The 21948-nt window shown below is 70.6% G+C and carries 16 protein-coding genes; 12 read left to right on the forward strand and 4 right to left on the reverse strand.

Annotated features, from left to right (window positions below; all coding sequences use genetic code 11):
• Positions 1–57 precede the first annotated feature (57 nt).
• The gene (locus B7K24_RS06050) at positions 58–1428 is read right to left on the reverse strand and encodes an aminopeptidase P family protein (protein WP_234986592.1); all 1371 of its coding nucleotides are present in this window, start codon (positions 1426–1428) and stop codon (positions 58–60) included.
• A 69-nt stretch (positions 1429–1497) separates the two neighbouring features.
• Here B7K24_RS06050 and B7K24_RS06055 point away from each other — a divergent pair, with 69 nt between their 5' ends.
• Positions 1498–2325, forward strand: coding sequence for a PHP domain-containing protein (locus B7K24_RS06055; RefSeq protein ID WP_084129301.1), 828 nt, complete (start codon positions 1498–1500; stop codon positions 2323–2325).
• Between the two features lie 91 nt (positions 2326–2416).
• Here the strand turns inward: B7K24_RS06055 and B7K24_RS06060 are convergent, their stop codons facing one another.
• Positions 2417–4027: a DEAD/DEAH box helicase gene (locus tag B7K24_RS06060; protein WP_084129302.1), complete on the reverse strand. Its 1611-nt coding sequence runs from the start codon at positions 4025–4027 to the stop codon at positions 2417–2419.
• Positions 4028–4230: 203 nt separating this feature from the next.
• Positions 4231–4872 carry a TetR/AcrR family transcriptional regulator gene (locus tag B7K24_RS06065; protein WP_084129303.1) on the reverse strand — a complete coding sequence of 214 codons (642 nt, stop codon included), beginning with the start codon at positions 4870–4872 and terminating at the stop codon, positions 4231–4233.
• Positions 4873–5088: 216 nt separating this feature from the next.
• On the opposite strand from B7K24_RS06065, the gene B7K24_RS06070 reads away from it, so the two are divergent.
• The 8 genes from B7K24_RS06070 (at position 5089) to B7K24_RS06105 (ending at position 14250) form a co-directional block, all read left to right on the forward strand.
• On the forward strand, positions 5089–7545 hold the full coding sequence (locus B7K24_RS06070; protein WP_234986593.1) for a glycoside hydrolase family 3 protein: 2457 nt from the start codon (positions 5089–5091) through the stop codon (positions 7543–7545).
• 92 nt (positions 7546–7637) lie between these two features.
• On the forward strand, positions 7638–9332 hold the full coding sequence (locus tag B7K24_RS06075) for an ABC transporter substrate-binding protein (RefSeq protein ID WP_084129304.1): 1695 nt from the start codon (positions 7638–7640) through the stop codon (positions 9330–9332).
• Positions 9333–9414: 82 nt separating this feature from the next.
• Positions 9415–10269: an ABC transporter ATP-binding protein gene (locus tag B7K24_RS06080; protein ID WP_084129305.1), complete on the forward strand. Its 855-nt coding sequence runs from the start codon at positions 9415–9417 to the stop codon at positions 10267–10269.
• Positions 10266–11075: an ABC transporter ATP-binding protein gene (locus B7K24_RS06085; protein WP_084129306.1), complete on the forward strand. Its 810-nt coding sequence runs from the start codon at positions 10266–10268 to the stop codon at positions 11073–11075. The genes B7K24_RS06080 and B7K24_RS06085 overlap by 4 nt, the downstream gene beginning before the upstream one ends.
• 5 nt (positions 11076–11080) lie before the next feature.
• On the forward strand, positions 11081–12064 hold the full coding sequence (locus tag B7K24_RS06090; protein WP_234986594.1) for an ABC transporter permease: 984 nt from the start codon (positions 11081–11083) through the stop codon (positions 12062–12064).
• Between the two features lie 2 nt (positions 12065–12066).
• A complete protein-coding gene (locus B7K24_RS06095) occupies positions 12067–13098 on the forward strand; it encodes an ABC transporter permease (protein ID WP_084129307.1) in 1032 nt (343 codons plus the stop codon).
• Positions 13099–13108: 10 nt separating this feature from the next.
• Positions 13109–13615 carry a gluconokinase gene (locus tag B7K24_RS06100; RefSeq protein ID WP_084129308.1) on the forward strand — a complete coding sequence of 169 codons (507 nt, stop codon included), beginning with the start codon at positions 13109–13111 and terminating at the stop codon, positions 13613–13615.
• Positions 13612–14250, forward strand: a complete 639-nt coding sequence (locus B7K24_RS06105; protein WP_084129309.1) for a hypothetical protein — start codon at positions 13612–13614, stop codon at positions 14248–14250. The genes B7K24_RS06100 and B7K24_RS06105 overlap by 4 nt, the downstream gene beginning before the upstream one ends.
• Positions 14251–14255: 5 nt before the next feature.
• Here the strand turns inward: B7K24_RS06105 and B7K24_RS06110 are convergent, their stop codons facing one another.
• Positions 14256–14474 (reverse strand): DUF3107 domain-containing protein, encoded by a 219-nt coding sequence (locus B7K24_RS06110; protein WP_084129310.1) that lies wholly within the window; start codon positions 14472–14474, stop codon positions 14256–14258.
• 50 nt (positions 14475–14524) lie between these two features.
• Between B7K24_RS06110 and B7K24_RS06115 the strand changes: the two genes are divergently transcribed.
• From B7K24_RS06115 to B7K24_RS06125, 3 genes are read left to right on the forward strand one after another with little or no spacing between them, the layout of a single operon-like run.
• Positions 14525–15454, forward strand: a complete 930-nt coding sequence (locus B7K24_RS06115; protein WP_084129311.1) for a DUF3152 domain-containing protein — start codon at positions 14525–14527, stop codon at positions 15452–15454.
• A gap of 48 nt (positions 15455–15502) precedes the next feature.
• Entirely contained in the window at positions 15503–18616 is a 3114-nt protein-coding gene (locus tag B7K24_RS06120) for a UrvD/REP family ATP-dependent DNA helicase (protein ID WP_084129312.1), read from the forward strand.
• Complete coding sequence (locus B7K24_RS06125) at positions 18613–21936, forward strand: ATP-dependent DNA helicase (RefSeq protein WP_234986595.1); 3324 nt, start codon at positions 18613–18615, stop codon at positions 21934–21936. Before B7K24_RS06120 ends, B7K24_RS06125 begins: the two co-directional genes overlap by 4 nt.
• The last annotated feature ends 12 nt before the right edge of the window (positions 21937–21948 follow it).

The following is a 21948-nucleotide window of genomic DNA, read 5'->3' on the forward strand; positions in this document are numbered from 1 at the left end:
GATGCCGTGGTGGGGCTCCGTACGGAGCCCCACCACGGCATCGGCCTTAAAAAAGCGTTAGCGCGAGTGGCGCTGCATCCACTCCTCGATCGCGTCGGGGTCGCGAGGCAGGGCCGCCGAGAGGTTCTCCACGCCCTCGGCTGTGACGAGCACGTCGTCCTCGATGCGGATGCCGATGCCGCGCAGTTCGGCGGGCACGGCGAGATCGTCGGCCTTGAAGTACAGGCCCGGCTCGATGGTGAAGACCATGCCGGGCTCGAGCGGGCCGTCCATGTACGTCTCGCGCTTGGCGGCGGCACAGTCGTGCACGTCGAGGCCCAGGTGGTGCGACGTGGAGTGCACCATCCAGCGACGGAACAGCTTGGACTCGTCGGAATCCGCGTCGGGCACGATGCCCCACTCGGTGAGGCGCGCCTCGATGACGTCCATCGCGGCCTCGTGGACGTCGCGCAGGGTGGCGCCGGGGCGGGCGACGGCGAAGGCGGCGTCGGCGGCCTCCAGGACCACCTCGTAGACCTTGCGCTGGACCGGCGTGTACTGGCCGGTGACCGGCAGGGTGCGGGTGATGTCGGCCGTATACAGCGACTCGACCTCGACGCCCGCGTCGAGCAGCAGCAGATCACCCGCGCGCACCTGGCCGTGGTTGGTGATCCAGTGGAGCGTCGTGGCGTGGTCGCCGGCGGCGGCGATGGTCTCGTAGCCCACCGCGTTGCCCTCCTCGCGGGCGTGGCCGTCGAAGGTGGCCTCGATGACGCGCTCGCCGCGCTTGTGCTCGATGGCGCGCGGCAGTTCCCCGACCACGCGCTCGAATCCCGCGATGGTGGCGTCGACCGCGTCGCGCATCTGCTGGATCTCCCACTCGTCCTTGACGAGGCGGTCGAGGTGGAGCGCGGCGCGCACCTTCTTTTTGGGGTGCTTGGCGGGGGTGATGTCCTCGGGAAGCTCGGACAGCGGCGCGGTTGCGATGCCGGTGAGGGCGGCGAACTCCGCCAGGCCCGGGCGGCGGCCAATCCAGAACTCGCCGGAACGCGGATCGGTGTAGAAGCCGTCCTCGTCCTTCGTGGCGGGGGGCACCAGGTACAGGGTGGCGTCGTGACCCTCGGCGGTCGGTTCCATCACGAGCACGGCGCCGGGCTCGCGGTCGGTGCCCAGGCCCGTGAGGTACGCGAAGTCGCGGTCGGGCGAGAACCGGTAGTCGGTGTCGTTGGAGCGCACCTTGAGCTCGCCGGCGGGAGCGACGATGCGCTTGCCGGGGAACTGGGCCGACAGGCGCGCACGGCGCGCGGCGGCGAAGGGGGCGGACGCCATGGCGGTGGTCTCGAGGTCCTCGGGCTCGGCCCACTGCGAGCCGATCCAGGCCTTGAACTCGTCGTTGTCCGGGCGCAGGGCGCGTGCCTTGTTGGTCTTGTCAGCGGTGTCGTCGGTCACCCGCCTATGGTCGCACGGCGACGCGGGACCGTGAGGTCTCGAGTGGTGCGTCCCCGTAGGCTGGCGCGTATGCGCATCGACCTGCACACGCACTCGACCGTCTCGGACGGCACGGGCAGCCCCGCGCAGGTGATGCGGGAGGCCGCGGAGGCCGGTATCGACGTGGTGGCGTTGACCGACCACGATTCGATCGGCGGCTGGGACGAGGCTCACGCGGCGGCGGCCGATGCCGGGGTCGCCTTCGTGCCCGGCATCGAGGTCTCGTGCAAACACCGGGGCATCTCGATCCATCTGCTGTCGTACTGGCACGACCGCTCGGACGCCGACGTGCGCGACATGCTCGCCCTCACGCGTGAGGCGAGGGTGCACCGGGCGCAGGCCATCGTGGGCGTCCTCGCGGCCGACTTTCCGCTCAGCTGGGATGCCGTCGCGGCGCGCGCGGGGATCGGCACCACCGTGGGACGCCCGCATATCGCCGATGCCCTGGTCGACCTGGGCGTGGTCCCCACCCGCGACGCGGCGTTTGACCGCATCCTTGCCCCCGGCTCGCGCTATTACGTTCCCCACTTCGCGCCCGAGGTGACCGCCGCGATCGCGACGATGCGCCGGGCCGGGGGAGTGACGGTGTTCGCCCACCCGGGGGCGGCGGCCAGAGGCCGGGTGGTGGCCGATGCCGTGATCGGCGAGATGGCGCGCGCCGGCCTGGTGGGCATCGAGATCGATCACCGGGACCACGACGAGGCGACGCGCTCGCGGCTCGTGAGACTGGGGGAGACCCTCGGCCTCGTGCGCACGGGCGCGAGCGACTATCACGGCACCGGCAAGCGCAACCGCCTGGGGGAGAACCTCACGTCGCCCGAGGCGTTCGCGGCGCTCGAGGCCGCGCGCACGCGGTAGCCAGCCACGGCATCGGCCGCCGTCGAGCCCTCCACGCGCCGAGGGGCGGCACCGCCGAAACGGTGCCGCCCCTCGGGACGTGAAAGGAGGCTTAGCCCTCCTGCGCAGGGGCCGCCTGGGCGCCCCCCTGGCCGGAGCCGCCGGAGCGGCGACGACGACGGTTGCGATTCCGACGCGGCTTGGCCTCGCCGTCGGTTGCGCCGCCCTCGGCGCGCCGCTGACGCTCAGCCTGGCCGGACTCAGCCGAACCCGAGTTGCCCTGACCGGAGCCGCCGGAGCGGCGACGGTTGCGGTTGCCGCCCGAGCGCTGGCCGTCACGGCCGCCACGCTCACCACCGCGGCCGCCGTCACGGCCGCCGCGACCACCCTGGCCACCCTGGCCACCGGTGTGCTTGCCGGTCTCGCCGAGGTCCTCGAGCTTCTCACCCTCGAGGCCCTCAAGCGTGCGCTTGTCGCGCGGCAGGCGGCCCTTGGTGCCCGCGGGGATCTCGAGGTCGGTGAAGAGGTGCTCGGACGACGAGTACGTCTCGACCGGCTCGGGGAAGCCCAGGTCGAGGGCCTTGTCGATGAGCGTCCAGCGCGGCACGTCGTCCCAGTCCACGAAGGTGACGGCGGTGCCCGTCTTGCCCGCGCGACCCGTACGGCCGATGCGGTGGAGGTACGTCTTCTCGTCCTCGGGGCACTGGTAGTTGATGACGTGGGTAACGTCCTCGACGTCGATGCCGCGCGCCGCGACATCGGTCGCGACCAGCACGTCGATCTTCGAGTGACGGAACGCGCGCAGGGCCTGCTCGCGCGCGCCCTGGCCCAGGTCGCCGTGGATGGCGCCAGCAGCGAAGCCGCGGTCGCGCAGTTCGTCGGAGACCTTCGCGGCGGTGCGCTTGGTACGCGCGAACACGACGGTGCGGCCGCGACCGTCGGCCTGCAGGATGCGGGCCAGGACCTCGATCTTATCGAGGGCGTGGGCGCGGTAGACCACCTGCTTGATGGCCTTCACGGTCGCGCCGTCGTCGTCGGGGTCGGCCGCACGGATGTGCGTGGGCTGCGTCATGTAGCGGCGCGCGAGCGACACCACGGCGCCGGGCATGGTCGCCGAGAACAGCATGGTGTGACGCGACGCCGGCGTTGCGGCGAGCAGGCGCTCAACGTCGGGAAGGAAGCCGAGGTCCAGCATTTCGTCGGCCTCGTCGAGCACGACGGTGCGCACGTAGCGCAGGTCGAGGTGGCCCTGGCCCAGCAGGTCGATCATGCGGCCGGGGGTGCCGACGACGACCTCGGCGCCCTTGACGAGCGCCTCGATCTGCGGCTCATACGCGCGGCCGCCGTAGATCTGGACGATGCGCGTGGAGCGCTTCTTGGACGCGGTCTCGAGGTCGCCGGCCACCTGCACGGCGAGCTCGCGGGTCGGGGCGACCACGAGGGCCTGCGGCTTACCGGGCTCGGGCAGCGCGTCGAAGCCGTCCTCGCCGGGGGAGACGGTGCGGTGCAGCAGTGGCACACCGAAGCCGAGGGTCTTACCCGTTCCGGTCTTGGCCTGGCCGATGATGTCGTGGCCGGCGAGGGCCACGGGCAGCGTCATCGCCTGGATGGGGAACGGCGCGACGATGCCGTGGTTCGCGAGCGCCTCGACGATCGCGGGGTTGACGTCGAAATCGGCGAAGCTTTGGTCGGGGGTCTGCACGCTGGCATGCGTGTCTGTCATGTGTCCTCTTTGAGTGTGTGCGCGTCGAATCGCGCGGTAACGGCGGGCAGCCGATCGCGAATCATCCTCGCTCGCGGCCATCGCTCTCTTCAGCGGCGCCGCGCAACACACAACGACCGGTCAGCCCCGGGTCGTCGCCCATTCTACGCTCACGCAGGCGCGAGGGGCCAGGAGGGCCGATGCCGTGGCCGGCTGGCCGCGCGTCAGGCGCCCCCGTCAAACGGAGAGGGGCGCGGATCGAGGGCCTGGAGGGCGATGGCCTCGATCGCGAACGCGCTCGTCTGAGCGAGCTCGACCTGGGTGGGGTCCAAGAGCCATTGCACCTGCAGGCCATCCATGACGGCGAGCACCGAGGCAGCCGCGCGGTCGACCCTCGCGGGCTCGTCGAGGCCGCGCTCGGCGCACATCACGCGGAACGCCTCCGCCACCTCGCCGCGCAGCACCCGGTAGCGGTCCTCGAAGTACTCGCGGCCGGGGTTGGCGTCGGTGACGGACTCCGCCGACAGCACCGCGTAGGCCTGGACGATGCCGGGGCGCTGCTCATTGGCGAACGCCGTACGAATGAGGTGGCGGAACAACTCGATGCCGTCGGGGATGTGCTGGCCCTCGATCCCCTCGACGTCGGACTCGTCGCGGTAGCGCAACACCTCGACGAGGAGTCGGTCCTTCGAACCGAAGTGGTGGAGGATCCCCGCGTGGGTCATGCCGACCTGTTCCGCGATCTCCGCGAGCGGGCCGTTGTTGTAGCCCTTGGCTCCAAAGGTTTCGAGCGCCGCGGCGAGGATCTCCCGGCGTCGTGCGGCCGTCTCTGGCCGTGGGGGGAGCTGTCGTCTGGTCGTCGCCATCGTCGTCCTCGTCGCGGTGGTCTGTGCGCCCGCGGCGGCTGCCGCGGATCACGAAACCGAGTCTAGGTGGCGGGACGCGAGCCTCAGGACCACGTCACGCCCAGGTCACGAAACGGTATCGATCCTCGTCTCGGCGTTGCTACTTACTGACAGCATTGTAAGTTACTGCCCAGCGGGACCGCCAGGCCCCGTCCCCGATGACGAGGAGCACCTCACGTGACGACGACGTCCGAGCCGACGAGCACCACGCTCGAGGGCTGCCGAGCCCTAGCCGAGCGCCTCCCGCTGGAGCGCAAGGTCGAGCTCCTCACGGGCGCCACCATGTGGCGACTCATCGCCCTGCCCGAGCTCGGGATGCGTTCGGTGACCTTCTCCGACGGACCCGTCGGGGTGAGGGGACTGGGAGAGACCGAGGGCGAGACGTCGATCCTGCTGCCCACCCCCTCGGGCATTGCGGCCGCGTGGGACCTCGACCTCGCCCGCGAGGTCGGTGCGGCGTTCGCGCAGGAGGCGCGCTCTCACGGCGTGGACGTGGTGCTCGCCCCCCAGGTGAACATCCAGCGCACCCCGGTGGGCGGCCGTCACTTCGAGTGCTTCTCCGAGGACCCCGCTCTCACCGCGCGTATCGGTGTCGCGCTGGTGAGCGGCATCCAGGACGCCGGCGTGGCCGCCTGCATGAAGCACTATGTCGCCAACGACTCCGAGACGGAGCGCACCTCCATGGTGTCCCGGGTGGACGCACGCACCCTCCGCGAGGTATATCTCGCCCCCTTCGCCGCCGCGGTCGAGGCCGGCGTGTGGTCGCTCATGGCGGCCTACAACGGCGTCGACGACGGCGTCGAGGTCGCGCCCATGACCGAACACCGCCACCTCAACGTCGACATCCTCAAGCACGATCTGGGCTTCGACGGTGTGCTCGTGTCCGACTGGGAGGCGACCAGGAACGCCGCGGAGGCCGCCGCGGGCGGCCTCGACCTCGTGATGCCCGGTCCAGGGGGCCCCTGGGCCGAGGGGTTGTTAACCGCGGTGCGAGACGGACGCGTGCGCGAGGGCGAGATCGACGACAAGGTCGCCCGCGTGCTCCTGCTTGCCCACCGTGTGGGCGCCTTTGAGGCCACGCCGCGGCCCGTCCTCGAACGTGACCTCGCGGCGCTCGCGCGCCGCGCGGCCGCCCGGGGCACCGTGGTCCTGCGCGCCCCCGACGATGGCGCCGTGTGGGACCGCCCGGCCCCTCGCACCATTGCCTTGCTGGGCGCGAATGCGGAACGTCCTCACGTGCTCGGAGGCGGCTCGTCGACCGTGCACCCCGCCCATGTCGTCACCCCGCACGAGGGGCTTGCCGCGCGCTGGCCGGATGCCACCATCGTGTCCGAGCGCGGCGGGGACCCCCGGGTCTTCGCGCCCCGCCTCGATATTGCTGGCCGCGTGCCCGCGGGGCTCGGGGTGACGTGGCTCGATTCCGCGGGCGCGGTGGTGTGCGAGGACGCCCTGGAGGCGCACGATGGCTGGCTGAGGGATATTCCGGCAGCCGCGACGGACGTGATCCTCACCGCCGAGGTGACGCTCGACGAGCCGGGCATCCATCGCCTGTCGGTGGGCACCGTGGGCATCCACCGCACGAAGATTGACGGGGTCGTGGCGTCGGAAGGGGAGCGGCGTGTGGGGGTCGACTGTGTGCTCGACTCCTCCGTCAACACGCCCCACGGGCTGCCCGTCGACGTCGAGGTCGTCGAGCCCAAGACCGTGCGCCTCACGTCCCGTCACCAGGTCATCGACGCGGCCGGGTACGGCCGCATGGTGCGCGCCGAGTTGCGCCACGCGCTGCCGCGGCGCAGCGACGAGCAGGAGATGGCCGATGCCGTGGCGGCGGCCCGCGCGGCGGACCTCGCCGTGGTGGTAGTCGGCACCAACGAGGAGTGCGAGTCCGAGGGATGGGACCGCGCCACGCTGTCGCTGCCGGGGTGCCAGGACGAGTTGGTGTCGCGCGTCCTCGCCGAGGTTCCCGACGCGGTCATCATCGTCAACGCCGGGGCACCCATGCTGCTGCCGTGGCTCGACCAGGCGCGCACCGTGTTGTGGGCGTGGTTCCCGGGGCAGGAGGCCGGGCACGCGCTCGCGGACGTGCTGGCCGGTCGGATCGAGGCCTCGGGCCGCCTGCCGTGGACCCTTCCCGCACACGAGGAGGACGTGCCCGTGCCTCACGCGGTCCCGGTCGCCGGGGTCGTCGACTATGCCGAGGGCGTGCACGTGGGCTACCGGGCGTGGGAGCGCTCCGGTGCCACCGCCGCGGCGCCGTTCGGCCACGGCCTGGGGTGGACGCGCTGGGAGCACGCGGTGGGCGCGGCAGGCGTGAGCGTTGAGGGGATCGACGTGGACGTCACCGTGCGCAACGTCGGCACACGCGCCGGCCGCGAGGTGGTCCAGGTGTATGTCGAGGCGCCCGGTGACGAGCATGATCGCCCGGTGAGGTGGCTCGGCGGCTTCGCGGCCGTCACTGTCTCCCCGGGCGAGGAGGCGAGCGTGACCGTGCGGATCCCGCGCCGCGCGCTCGAGATATGGGATGTGCGGCAGGACGCATGGGTCCTGCCGGAGGGCGTCTATCGCCTGCACACGGGACGGTCGGTGCGGGACATCCGGGGGGTCATCGACGTCCCCGTGGATGCCACGCCCTAGCCGGACCGGGAGGTTCAGCCAGCACGGCTCACCCCGGTGAGCCACCCACCACGGCACCGGCAACCGCCGGTCCGCTCTTCAAGGAGGAAGACATGAGGATGAGGAAGTCCTCGATCGTGGCGCTCAGCATGGCCACCGCGCTGACGCTCACCGCGTGCAGCGGCAACGACAACCCCGAAACCGACGCGAGCGCCAGCGGATCGGGTGGCGGCGACACGTCGGCCACTCCCGGCGCGCCGCTCACCATCGCGAAGCCCGACGGCGCGATCGCGACCGAGTCCAACAACCCCTGGGTCGGCGACTCCTCGGGACTCAAGCTGGGCTATATCAACGCGATTCTCGAGCCGCTGGCTCAGGTCAACACCGTCGACCCGACCGCGGAAGTGATCCCGTGGCTCGCTGACAGCATCGAGTGGTCGGCGGACACCACCTCCGTCACTGTCACGGCGCGTGAGGGGGTGATGTGGAGCGACGGGGAGCCGTTCTCCGCCGATGACATCGCGTACACGTACCAGCTGTTCCTCGACCACCCTGAGATCGACACCGCCGCCCTGGGGCTGCAGAGCGTCACGCAAGACGGCAACGCCGTGACCCTGCAGTTCGCCGAGCCGATGTTCGTCAAGCAGGACAAGGTCCTCATGAAGCTCATCGTTCCCAAGCACGTCTACGAGGGCATCGAGGACCCCGCCACGGACCCCTTCCTGGAGCCGGTTGGCACGGGTCCCTACACGATGACGAGCTTCTCCACCGAGTCGGTGCAGCTCGACGCGCGCGACGACTACTGGGGCGGCGACCTCGCCGTGCCCACGCTGTACTACGTGTCGTACAACGACAACACGGCCCTCACCACCGCCCTCGCCACCGGCGACGCGGACTGGGCGCAGGCGTTCATCCCGAACATCCAGTCCGCGTACCTCGACAAGGACGAAGCGAACCAGTACTGGGCCGCCGCCGGACTCGCGACGGACATCATGTACATGAACCTCACCGAGAAGCCGTTCAACGACGTCGCCTTCCGTCAGGCCGTGAACATGGTGGTGGACCGCGCCAAGCACGCCGAGATCGCGCGTGAGGGCAGCGTGCCCGAGCTCACGTCGATCACCGGCCTGCCGACCCCCGTCGGTGACTCGTACATCGCGCCCGACTACCAGGGTGTTAACTACGAGGTCGACGTCGAGGGCGCCCGCCAGGTGCTCGAGGACGCCGGGTACAGCTGGGACGGCGACACGCTGATGGACCCCGACGGCGAGGCCGTGACCTTCACGCTATCGGTGCCTCAGGGCTGGAACGACTACGTCACCGGCATCTCGCTGGTCTCGGACGAGGTCAAGGAGCTCGGTGTCGAGGCCACCGTCGACACTCCCGACGCGGACACCTGGTTCAACGACTCCGCGCTGGGAGACTTCGACGCCATCCTGCACTGGACCGACGGCGGCCTCACGCCGTACGACATGTACAAGTCGATGCTCAGCCAGGACTGGCTGGTACCGATCGGTGAGCCCGCCAACAACAACTTCGGCCGCTTCGACAACGCCGATGTGACGCAGGCGCTCAACGACTACTCGACCGCTCAGGACGACGCGAGCCGTCAGGCCGCGCTCGCCACGATCGAGCAGATCTACGTCGACGAGGTGCCGACGATCGGTGTGGGCACGCGTCCGTCCCTCGCCGAGTACAACACCCGCAACTACGTGGGCTGGCCGTCGGAGGAGGACCCCTACGCGGACCCGAACCCGACGATGCCGGGCGCGTCGCTCATCCTCACGAGCCTCGAGCCCGCGAACTGATCGACTCGCTGACCCGGTGGGGCGGGGCCAGCCGGCCTCGCCCCACCGGGCAAGCCCCGTTCGAGACCCCAGGAAGGCACCCGTGACCACCGACACCCTGCTGACTGTGGCGGACTTCAGCGTCGTCTATGACGTCGAGCCGCCGGTTGAGGCCGTCAGCCACGTCTCTCTCGAGCTGCGCCGCGGCGAGATTCTCGGCCTGGCCGGCGAATCCGGCTGCGGCAAGACCACCCTCGCCTATGGGATTCAGCGACTCCTCAAGCCACCGGCCGTGATCACGTCGGGTTCGGCCGTCTTCCATGACGAGTCGGGCGAGGACGTCGACATCAACTCCCTGACGATCGACGAGATGCGGGCGTTCCGCTGGAACAAGGTGTCCATGGTCTTTCAGGGGGCGATGAACTCGCTCAATCCCGTCGCGCGCGTCGGTGACCAGCTCGACGACGTCTTCACCACGCATCGGCCCTCGCTTAAGAAGGCCGAGCGGACGGACGAAGGTAAGCGCCTGCTCGACCTCGTTGGCGTCGGCCGCGACCGTTACCGCTCGTATCCTCACGAGCTTTCGGGCGGCATGCGCCAGCGCGTCATGATTGCGATGGCGATGGCTCTCAAGCCGCAGCTCATGATCATGGACGAGCCCACGACCGCCCTGGACGTGCTCGTCCAACGCGAGATCCTCATCCAGATTTCTCAATTGCGTGAGCAGCTCGGATTCTCCGTCATCTTCATCACGCACGACCTGCCGTTGCTGCTCGAGATCTCCGACCGCATCGCCGTCATGAAGGACGGCAAGATCGTGGAGCTCGCGCCCGCCGCGACCATCTACCGCCAGGCCGAGCACGAGTACACGCGCCGCCTGCTGGGGTCGTTCCCGAGCCTGACCGGCGACCGCGGTGACTTCATCCGCGGCGGCCAGCACGAGGAGGGCGACCAGTGACCACCCTCGACTTCCGCCACGTCACCAAGCAATACAAGGTGCGCGGCGCGGGCGACATGCTCGCCCTCGACGATGTCAGCTTCACCCTGACATCTGGGCAGACCATCGCGCTCGTGGGCCAGTCCGGCTCGGGCAAGTCGACGATCGCGAAGATCCTGACGCAGCTTGAGCGTGAGACCAGCGGAGAGGTGTTGCTCGACGGCGAACCGATCCCGCGGCGCGGCAAGGGCCTGAGAGCGTACCGCCAGCGCGTCCGCATGGTCTTCCAGGACCCCTTCGCGTCGCTCAACCCGTACCACACCATCCGTCACCACCTCGAGCGCCCCCTGCGCCTCGACAAGGTCGTGCCCGGTGACCAGGTCGAGGACGAGGTGCGCAGCCTGCTGAAGCGGGTACGGCTCGAACCCGACGCGGTCGTCGACCGCCGCCCCCATGAGCTCTCAGGTGGACAGCGCCAGCGCGTCGCGATCGCCCGCGCGCTCGCCTCGCGTCCGGAACTTCTCATCGCCGACGAGCCCGTGTCGATGCTGGATGTGTCGATCCGCCTGGGGGTCCTCAACCTCCTCGCCGACCTCCAGCGCGAATCGAACCTCGGGGTGCTGTACATCACCCATGACCTCGCCACCGCGCGGCACTTCTCCGACGAGATCATGGTGCTTCACCACGGCGTCGTCGTGGAGCGCGGCCCCGCCGACGACGTCATCCTGAACCCGCAGCACGACTACACGCGCGCGCTGCGGGACGCCTCGCCCGATCCCGACAAGCATTTTGCCGACCCCGCCGGTCCGGCGACTCCGAGGAGCTGACGGCCGTGAGATTCATCCTGCGCCGCACCGCCTTCTACGCCTTCACGGCCTGGGCGGCCATCACCATCAACTTCTTCCTGCCCCGCTTGATGAAGGGCGACCCCGTCACCGCGTACGTCGTCAAGCATCAAAGCGACTTCAACCCTGAGGCGATTGACTCGCTGCGCACCCTGTTCGGGCTCGACTCGGACAAGTCGCTGTGGCAGCAGTACCTCGACTACTGGGGCCAGCTGCTGCGCGGCGACCTCGGGGTGTCGTTCTCCAAGGGGCTTGCCCCCGTCACCGACGTCATCGCGTCGGCGCTGCCGTGGACGCTCGGCCTCGTCGGCCTGGCGACGATCCTCAGCTTCGCGATTGGCACCCTGGTGGGCTCCGTCATCGGCTGGAAGCGTGGCTCGCGCGGCGACTACGTCATCCCGTTCGCAACCTTCTTCTCGACGGTGCCGTACTTCTGGATGGCGCTGATCTTCATCGCCATCTTCTCGACCCGGCTCGGCTGGTTCCCGGCCTCCCACGCCTATGACAAGGGAACGGTGCCGAACTGGTCGTGGGACTTCGTCGGCCAGGTCGTCGCGCACGGCACGCTGCCGGCCGTCACCATCGTGTTCGCGTCGCTCGGCGGGTGGATCCTCGGCATGCGCAACATGATGATCACGGTGCTCGACGAGGACTACGTGACGGTCGCGGAGGCCAAGGGCCTCGCGCCCCAGAGGGTGCTGCGGTCGTACGCCGCCCGCAACGCCGTCCTTCCGCAACTGTCGAGCTTCGCGCTCGCGCTCGGGTTCATCGTCGGCGGCACGCTCGTGACCGAGCTCGTCTTCAGCTATCCCGGCGTCGGCAAGATGTTGCTGGACGCGACCAACGCCAAGGACTGGCCGCTTATGCAGGGTCTGTTCCTCGTCATCACGATGGCGGTGCTGGCGGCCAACATCATGGCCGACGTGGTCCACGCCATCCTCGACCCGCGCACCCGAATGATGGAGTCCTGATCATGACCGTGTCGAACTTCCCCACGACCGAGGATTCCGAGGTCCGCGAGGATTCTCCGACGGAGCCGCGCCGGCCGTCGCCACTGCGCAAGATAGGCCAGTCGTTCGCGATGTTCCGCAATGGCAAGTCCATCACGGGCCTCGTCATCATCGGCATCTTCGCGCTGACGGCGGTCTTTGCGCCCTTCGTCGCCCCGTACGGGCCCCTCGATAAGGACTACAACGCCCTCAAGCAGCCGCCGTCGGCGGCGCACTGGCTCGGCACGACTCACCTCGGCGAGGATGTCTTGAGCCAGATCATCTACGGCACGAGGGGAGTCCTCATCGTGGGCCTCGTCGCCGGCGTGCTCGCCACGTTCGTCGCCGTGTTCGTGGGCGTCGCGGCCGGCTATGTGCGCGGCTGGCGCTCCGAGTCGCTGTCGGCGCTCACGAACGTCTTCCTCGTCATCCCCGGTCTGCCCCTGATGATCATCATCGCCTCGCAATACGACGACCCGTCGATCGTGCTGATCTCGGCGGTCATTGCCATCACCGGATGGGCGTGGGGTGCGCGGGTGCTGCGAGCCCAGACCATGTCATTGCGCAATCGAGACTTCGTGCAGGCCGCCCGCGCCAACGGCGAGACACTGCTACGCATCATCACGGTGGAGATGCTGCCCAATCTCACCGCGATCATCGCCTCGAGCTTCGTGGGAACCGTGACCGCCGCCGTGCTGGGCCTCACGACGCTCGCCTTCATCGGCGTCATCCCGATCACCAACCTGAACTGGGGCACGATCCTGTTCTGGGCGCAGCAAAACGGCGCCTTCCCCGACTTCTGGTGGTGGTACGTGCCCGCGGGCCTGTGCATCGCCATCTTCGGCATGGCGCTGTCGCTCGTGAACTTCGGCATCGACGAGTACGTCAACCCGCGCCTGCGCTCCGCGGGCGAGCGCGCGCGTGCGATGCGGAAGAAGGGCATGAGCATGACCAGCGGCGTCACCGTGGTCAAGGCGACGCCCGCGCCGCAGAGCGAGGAGTCCGCACAGCCCTAAGGTGATGCCTATGCGCGTAGTAGTTATGGGTGTCACGGGATGCGGCAAGACGACGGTCGGCATGCGCCTGGCCGACGCAGTGAAGGCCGAGTTCAAGGACGCCGACGACCTTCACTCGGCCGATGCGGTGGCACAGATGGCCGCGGGGGTTCCCCTCACGGACGACGACAGATGGCCGTGGCTCGCCCGAGTGGGAGAGTGGTTGGCTGACGGCGAGGACCGGGTCGTCGCGTGCTCGGCGCTGCGCCGCGTCTACCGCGACTGCATCAGGGACATCGCCGGTGAGGACGTGGTGTTCGTCCACCTCGCCGCGCCGCAGAGCGTGCTCGAGCCGCGCGTGCGTGCGCGATCCAAGAGAGATGGCCACTTCGCCGGCGCGGGCCTACTCGACTCGCAGTACGCGACCCTCGAGCCGCTTGAGGACGACGAGGTGGGCGGCATCGTGCGGATCGAGAATTACGACCCGGCCGGCGCGGCGCTCGTGGCCCGCTCGATCGCGGAGTCCGCGGGACGATGAGCGACTGGTGGCCCGTCACGGGGAGTGTGCGTGGCCACGTCGCGAGCCTGGGGCCGGTCGATGCCGAGTCCATGACGCGGGTGTTCCTGCCCATCGAGGGGGAGGACGACGTCACTCTCACCTGGCGCGAGGTTGCGGGGGTCGACGCGCTCGATCCCGAGGTGCGCTTCCAGGAGTTGGTCCCGGACTACGAGGAACGGGACGTGTTTCCGTGGTCAGCTGCGGTGCCGGTCGACGTCGTTGAGAGGCTGCTTGCCGCGCTCGCCGATGCCGGGTTGTCCGGGCCTGTCGACTTGGTGGGCTGGGATGTGTACGCGGAGGACCGCCTGTGGCGCTCGCTGGGAGCGAGGTCCGTCGAGTTCGCGTACGGCGCGACGCGCTGGCACGACGGAGACCATGCACGCCTCGCCGAGCAGCCGCTCGAGAGCCTGCTGTCATGGGCAGGGAACATGGCGTTCTTTCCCGTTGCCGTCATCCCGGCCTCACACGAGTGGATGATCGGCGCGCCGGGCTACTCCGACTCGCTCTACGTCTCGGGACCGTGGGCGTTGCGACAGGCGCTCGAGGAGCGCGGGCTCGAGGTGGCGACGGTGGACCGTCGCTCGACGGCCTCTTTGCCGTCCGACCAGGATTGAGGCGTCTAGGCGCCGAAGCCGACGCGGCGCTTGGTCTCTTCGCCGATCTCGACGTAGCCGAGCGATCCGGCGGGCACGACCACCCGGCGACCCTTCGCGTCGGTGAGGTCGAGCGTGGCGCCAGCCACGGCATCGGCCACCTTGGAGGCGACCTCGTCGCCGCTCAGTTCCGTCTCGATGACGATCTCTCGTGCCACGTTCTGCACGCCGATGCGAATCTCCACGGTGTCCTCCAAAGGTCGGGGCGATCAACTCTGATGACTATCGTAGGGGCGTGACCGAGCCACAGAAGCGCCTGTTCGCGGGCAGGGGAATCAGCGTGCGCGGGCTCGCCGTGACCGCCGGCGTGGTGCTCGGGTGTTTCGCGCTGGGCATCGGCGTGGGGTGGGGAACTTCCCTGGTGGGCGGCGAATTGGCGGCTCCCGAGCCGTCCGTGACTCCGAGTGCAAGCGCCACCCCCACGCCCGAGGCGGAGGTGTCGATTCCGCCGCTCGAGCCCATCGACCGCGAACTCGACGATGCGGATCTGGCAGCCGGCCTGCTGTCGCTCGACGTGCCCACGCAGGCCGGCGGCGACTTGCAGGTTGCCACGGGTGACGCCCAACCCACGGGCTCCGGTGCGACCGTGCAGTGGGTGAGGGTCGAGTACGAAAACGGCCTCGCGATGGACGGCGACGCGCTCGCCACCTTCGTCCTCGAGACCCTGAACGACCCGCGCGGGTGGGCCGCCCGAGGACGCTACGAGTTCGTGCCCACCTCGGGAGCGCCCGACATGCGCATCGTCATCGCCAGTCCCACGCGGGCCGCCGAGCGGTGCCCGGCTCCCCACACGCCCGCGAGCGTCGGCGCCGCAACCGACGCGACGACGAGCCCCACGCCGTCAGCCATGGACGCGGAGCCGACGTCATGCGCGGAGGAGGGTCTCGCCGTCATCTCCGTGTACGACTGGGCGGCCGGACTCTCCTCATACGGCGAGGACCGCTCCGACGCGAGGGCATACCTCGTCAACCACGGCGTGGGCCACCTCCTGGGTGAGGAGGACGGCGTCTGCGTCTCCGGCGAGGCGCTCGTGATGACCGACCAGGTGGACCTCCCCGAGGACTGCACTGTCAACCCCTGGCCGTGGCCCGACGAGCCCGTGCCATCCCCCGCACCTACCGCCACCCCCACGCCGACCGTGAGCGCGACGCGCGACGACGAGTGACCGCGTGGCGACGGCCGCGATGTCACAGCCCTGTGGTGGGGTGTGGGCATGACGTCCACTGCCACCGCCCTCACCGCTGATCAGGAGCAGGCGGTCGCGGCTGCCGACTCCGGTCATGCGGTCGTCGTCGGCCCCCCGGGCTCTGGCAAGACCACCGTCGTGGCCGCCGCGGCGGCACGGGCCGTCGCCCGCGGGGTGGCGCCCGAGCGCCTCCTGGTGCTCGCCGCGACGAGGACGTCGGCCGCAGACCTGAGGGACGTCGTGTCGGCCGCCGTCGACCGCGCCACCGGCGTTCCCGTGGTGCGCACGGCGGCGTCCGTCGCGCACACGATCCTCGCCGCCCGCGCCGAGGCCCTCGGAGACCCGGTCCCGAGCCTCATCACCGGCGCGGACCAGGACGCTATCCTGCGTGACCTCCTCGACGGGCACCGGGCGGGCGACGGCATGGGGCCCGACTGGAGTGGCGTCGTGCCGCCCGAGGCGACCCGACTGCCTGGCTTTCGCGCCGAACTGCGAGACGTCATCATGCGCGCGACAGAGGCGGGTCTCGAGCCCGAGGGACTGAGACGCCTCGCCGAACGCACGGGACGGCGTGAGTGGGCGGCGGCGGCCGAGGTCCTCGCCGAATACCTCGACAACGTGATGTGGCGCAGCCTGCTCGAGGACCAGGGACTGCGGTACGACCCCGCCGGCGTCGCGCGCGAGGCGGCCGTCGCGCTCGACTCGTGGGACAGCGAGTGGGGAGCCGCGCCCGTATGGGACCTCGTCATCGTCGATGACTATCAGGACGCCACCGCCGCGGTCATCGCCCTGCTCGAGGCACTGGCGGCCCGCGGGTCCCGACTCTTGCTCGTCGGCAACGCCGACGAATCGGTGCAGGGTTACCGCGGCGCCGTACCGTCGGCGCTCGCCGCCGCGACGGCCCCGGCGGGTCGGCACTCCTTCTCGGCGACCCTCGTGCGGCTCACTCACCAGCACCGGCAGGCGCCGGCTGTGGAGGCGGCCGTCGCGGCAGCCACCGCACGCATCGGCACCCAGGGCGTCGGCTCGGCGCGGTGGCCGGCACGCGAGGCCGCCGACGACGCCGACGCCATCGAGTTGTTGGTGGCGCCGCATCGCTATGCGCAGTCGCGCGCGATCGCGGCCGCCCTGCGCCGCGCCAGGCACGGTATCGACGGGCCCGCGACTCCGTGGGCGCGCATGGCCGTGATCGCGCGGTCGAATCACCAACTGCGTTCCCTCCACGCGGACCTGCTGGCGGCCGAGATTCCTTGTGAGTCCCTGGGCGACGGTGTCGCGCTTCACGAGCAGCCGGTGGTCGCGCCACTGCTGACGATGATGCTCATCGCGGTCGACGCCCGTGCGTGGAGTGAGGAAGATGCCGCACAGGTCCTGTCGTCTCGCCTCGTCGGGCTCGACCCCGTCGCCCTCCGACGCCTTCGGCGCGCACTGGTGCGCGAGGACCGCTCGGGCGGCGGCCGGGCCCCGGCCGGACAATTGCTTCCCGAGGCCCTGGCCGATCCGGCGCGGCTCGCGAGCCTGGGCGGCGAGGAGGCGCGAGCGGCGCTGCGCGCCAGCACGGCCGTCGCGGTGGCCAGGGCGGCCGCCCAGGAAGGCCAGACGTCGCCGCGCCGTTTGCTGTGGACGCTGTGGGACTCGCTCGGGGTAGCCGAGTCCTGGCGGGCCGGCGCCCTGGCCGGTTCCGCTCGCGATGATGCCGACCTCGATGCCGTCATCGCGCTGCTGCGCGAGGCGCAGAACGTCGAGGAACGCATGCGGGGCGTCACGGCCGTCGGCTTCGCGAAGCACCTCGCGTCGCAGGAGTTCGCGATCGACACGCTCGGTGCGCGGGCGCAGGGAGGCGACGCCGTCGCGTTCGTCACGCCCGCTTCGGCCGCGGGGCGCGAGTGGGACGTGGTCGTGGTCGCGGGTGTCGAGGAGGGCGTATGGCCCAATCTGCGGCTGCGCGACTCGGTGCTCGGCGCCCAACACCTGGCCGAGATCCTGGCCTTCCGTGCGGAGCCCGAGCGGCTTGACCCGGAGCGCCGCTCCGCGCTCGCGGCCGCCTCTCGCCGTTCCGTCATGGACGACGAGGCGCGCTCCTTCGTCGTCGCGCTCTCGCGTGCCAGGAGGACGCTAATCGTCACGGCCGTCCAGGACGAGGACACCCGTCCCTCACGCTTCATGGACTGGATCGAGGCGGCCACCGGTGCGCGTCGCCACGACACCGGCACCGTGCCCCGCGTGTCCGACCTACGTCACGCGGTGGCCGCACTGAGGGCGGAAGGCGTGGCGGCCTCCGGCCCCCCACGTGAGGCGTATGCGACGGCGCTGGCAAGGCTTGCCGATGCGGGGGTCGTCGGGGCGGATCCGCGCGGATGGAATGGGGTCGCCGAGCCCTCCACGGGCGCGGGCTTCTACGCCGACGATGCCCCAGTGCGGGTCTCACCCTCGCGGGTCGAGGGCGTCGAGCGGTGCGCGTTGAGGTGGGCGCTCGAGACGGCTGGAGGAGCGGGCCCCGACAGCGACAAGCAGCAGCTCGGCACGCTGATCCACGAGATCGCCCAGGCCCACCCCGCCGGCACGGCCGAGGAACTGCAGGCGGCGCTCGACGAGCGCTGGCCGGACATCGCGGGTAACGACACCCTGCCCGACCGCGCGCTGCGGGCGAAGGCCGACGCGATGATCGCGAGGCTCGCGACATATTTCGCTTCGAACCCCCCAGACCGCGTCGAGCTCGAGCAGCGATTCCAGGTCGAGATCGGCCGCGCCCTGCTCATCGGCAGCGCCGACCGCGTCGAGCGCCGGGAGGACACCGCCCGCATCGTCGACCTCAAGACGGGCAACCCCGCCTACGCGGGGGACCCCTCGACCCATGCCCAGCTCGCGATGTACCAACTTGCGGCCGCGCATGGCGCCTTTCCCGGCATTGACCATGCCGATGGTGCCGCCCTGGTCTTTGTCGGGGGCTCCACCAAGAACCACGCGGTGCGCGAACAGGAACCCATCGACGTCGCCGAGCAACGCGAGCGCCTCGCGACGGTGGTCGATGTCATGGCCTCGGGGGCGTTCCTCGCCACCGAGAACGACATGTGCGGGCAGTGCCCCGTGCGCCGCGCCTGCCCCGTGCAGCTGGAGGGACGTCAGGTGAGCCAGGCATGACGGATATGGCCGACGACGCCCGGGTCGACCACGACGCGCAGGCCGGGCGCGTGAACGGCGCCGAGCGTTCCGTGCGCGATCTCGCCGCCCTCATCGACTCACGCACCACGCCCACGCCCGAGCAGGAGGCGATCATCGGTGCGGGCCTCGAGCCCACGCTCGTCGTCGCCGGCGCCGGGTCGGGCAAGACCGAGACCCTGTCGATGCGCATGGCGTACCTGCTCGATCATGGCGCCCGCCTGTTCGGCAGGGACCTGGCCCCCGACGAGATCCTGTGCCTGACGTTCACGCGCAAGGCGGCCGCCGAGATCGCGGAGCGGGCCGAGGCGCGCCTCGACGCCGTCTTCGGTGAGGACCCGTCGCGTCCGCCCGTGAGCGTCGCGACGTACAACGGCTATGCGGCCTCGCTGGTCGCCGAGCACGGCCTGCGGCTGGGCATCGATCCCGATGTGGCAACCCTGACCGACGCGGCGCTGTGGCAGATCGCCGACGACATCGTGCAGCACTGGTCCGAGCCCGTCGAGACTCAGGCGTCGGTCTCCACCCTGACCCAGGCCGTGATGCGCCTCGCGGGGCAGACGCGCGAGCACCTCACGGACCCCGCCGCCGTCGCCGAATGGGCGCGCCGCGTCCTGTCGTCGCTCGACGGGCTGCCCGGTGCCCGCGGTGGCACGGCGCTCGTGAATGCCAACGGCAACCCCACTCCCGAGGCGGCCTCGCTGAAGCAACTGGTCACCGTGCAGGACCTCGCGCCCATGGTCGAGCGCTACCTTGCGCGCAAACGTGACGGGTCCTACCTGGACTTCGCCGACCAGGTCGCCTACGGCGTCGCATTGGCCGACCTCGACGCCGTCCAGGCCATCGAACGGGCGCGCTACCGTGTGGTCCTGCTCGACGAGTTCCAAGACACCTCGCCGGCCCAGTTGCGCCTGTTCGCCGCGATGTTCGGACCCGGCCACCCCGTCATGGCCGTCGGCGACCCCAACCAGGCGATTTACGGCTTCCGTGGAGCCTCGGCGAGCGCGCTGTCGTCGTTCGTCACCGAGTTCGGCGGGCCCGCACGGGTGATCAGCCGCACCCTGTCGGTGTCGTGGCGCAACGAGGCGACGGTGCTGCGTGCCGCCAACGCCGTCGCCGGCGCCCTCCCGGCCCACCCGAGCGTCCACGTGGAGCCACTGCGCTCCACCGGCCAGTATCTTGGCCGTGCCGAACCCGCGCGCGTCGCACCCGGGCTGCTCGCCCACATGGCTACCGATCTGGTGAGCGAGGCCGATGCCGTGGCCGGGTTTATCGCCGCGCGCCGCCTCGAGTTGGGGCCGGGCAAGGACGGCGCCCCCGCATCGGCCGCCGTCTTGTGCCGCCGCCGCGCCCAGTTCCCGGCGATGGTCGAGGCGCTCGAGCGCGCCGGCCTCGACTATGAGGTGGTCGGTCTCGGCGGGCTTCTTGACACGCCCGAGGTGGCCGAGCTCATTGCACTTCTGCAGGTGGCGCACGACCCCTCGCGCGGGGACTCGCTGATGCGTCTGCTCGCGGGCGAGCGGCTCGCACTCGGGCCGGCCGACCTCATGGCACTCAAGGACTGGTCGGACAGGGATCGGGACGCTCGCGACCGCGCCGACTCCGACGCGCGGCACGAGGCTGCGACCATCGTCGACGGCGTCGACAGGCTGCCCGCCCCAGGATGGGTGTCTCGCGAGGGCCGCAGCCTCACGGCCGAGGCACACGCACGCCTCGCGGTCCTGCGCCACGTGATTCGCGCCGTGCGCGAACGCACCTATCTGTCGCTGACCGAGCTCATCGCTTTCGCCGAGCGGGCGTGGGGGCTCGACATCGAAGCCGAGGTCGCTCGCCCCGATGGTCGGGCCGTGCGCAATGTCGACGCCTTCCTCGACGCGGCTCGGTCCTTTGCGGCGGGCGCCGAGCGCGCCACCCTGGGCGCCTTCCTCGCATGGCTCGAGGCCGCGCGCAGCGAGGAACGGGGGCTGTCCGCGCCGGTCAAGGAGCCCGAACCGGGCGCCGTGCAGATCCTCACGTGCCACAGCGCGAAGGGTCTCGAGTGGGACATCGTCGCCATCCCGGGCATGACGCAGGGCGCCCGCTCGAGCCAGTTCCCGTCGCTCGACAGCCTCCCGAAGGAAACCCCAGAGGGCCTTGCCGTCAACGACAGCGGTTGGATGAACGAGGCTGGGGCCCTGCCGTATCCGCTCCGGCTCGACCGCGACGACCTGCCGTGGTGGGACCTAGGCGACGTCGAGGACCGTGCCTCTCTCGGCGCCTCGATCGCCGGCTTCAAGGCGGAGGCGGGACTGCATCGGCTCGAGGAGGAGCGCCGCCTGTTTTACGTGGCGCTCACCCGCGCACGCTCCCATGTGCTGCTGTCCGGCTCCTGGTGGGGCACCTCGACATCGGTGCTCGCCCCGTCGGTGTTCCTCCAGGACCTCGTCGACCGCGGCACGGTCACGGCCGCCGGCTGGGCGCCGCGACCCGACGACGAGGCGGACAAGCCCGAGGCTCCGCTGGCGTCCGCACTGTGGCCGCCCGCGCCCACCGCCGAGCAGGAGCGCCGTCGCGCGCTGGCGGCGGATGTCGCCGCCGCGTCCGCCGCCCTCGACACGCAGTCGCCGCCGTCCTGGCATCAGTTGCCGTGGGGCCGCGAGATCGAGGCGATGCTCCGCGAGCGTGATCAGCGCTCGCGCGACGTCGGCGCCGTCGCCTTGCCGGGTCACCTCACCACCTCCCAGCTCGTGTGGCTACAGCGAGACCGCGAGGGCTTCGCCGAGCAGCTGCGTCGCCCGCTGCCCCAGGAGCCGACCCTGGCATCGGCCCGCGGCACGGCGCTGCACGGATGGATCGAGGCGCACTATGGGCACCCCTCGCTCCTCACCGCCGAGGACCTGGCCTCCGAGGACGCCCTCGGCGCGGACGTCCTCGCGGCCGACGACGTCGCACGCCTGCGCGAGACCTTCGCCCGATCCGAGTGGGCGGAGCGTCTGCCGAGCGACATCGAGGTGCGCGTCGAACTGCCGGTGGCCGGCGTGACGATCCGCTCGCGCATCGACGCCGTGTTCCCCGCAGGGGCGGGGCTCGAGCGTGTCACGGTGGTCGACTGGAAGTCGGGGCGGCCCCCGCGCGACGACGCGGAGCGCGCCGCACGCGAGGTGCAACTCGCGGTGTATCGCCTCGCGTGGTCCGAATGGAAGGGCATCCCGCTCGAGGAGGTCGACGCGGCCTTCTACTACGTGGGAGCCGACCAGACGGTGTGGCCCGAACGCCTGATGACGCGTCAGGAGATCGTCGGCCTGCTGCGCGGCGAGTCCTGACCGGTCAGCGAG

It is taken from the genome of Demequina sp. NBRC 110055, assembly GCF_002090135.1.
Classification (GTDB): Bacteria; Actinomycetota; Actinomycetes; order Actinomycetales; family Demequinaceae; genus Demequina.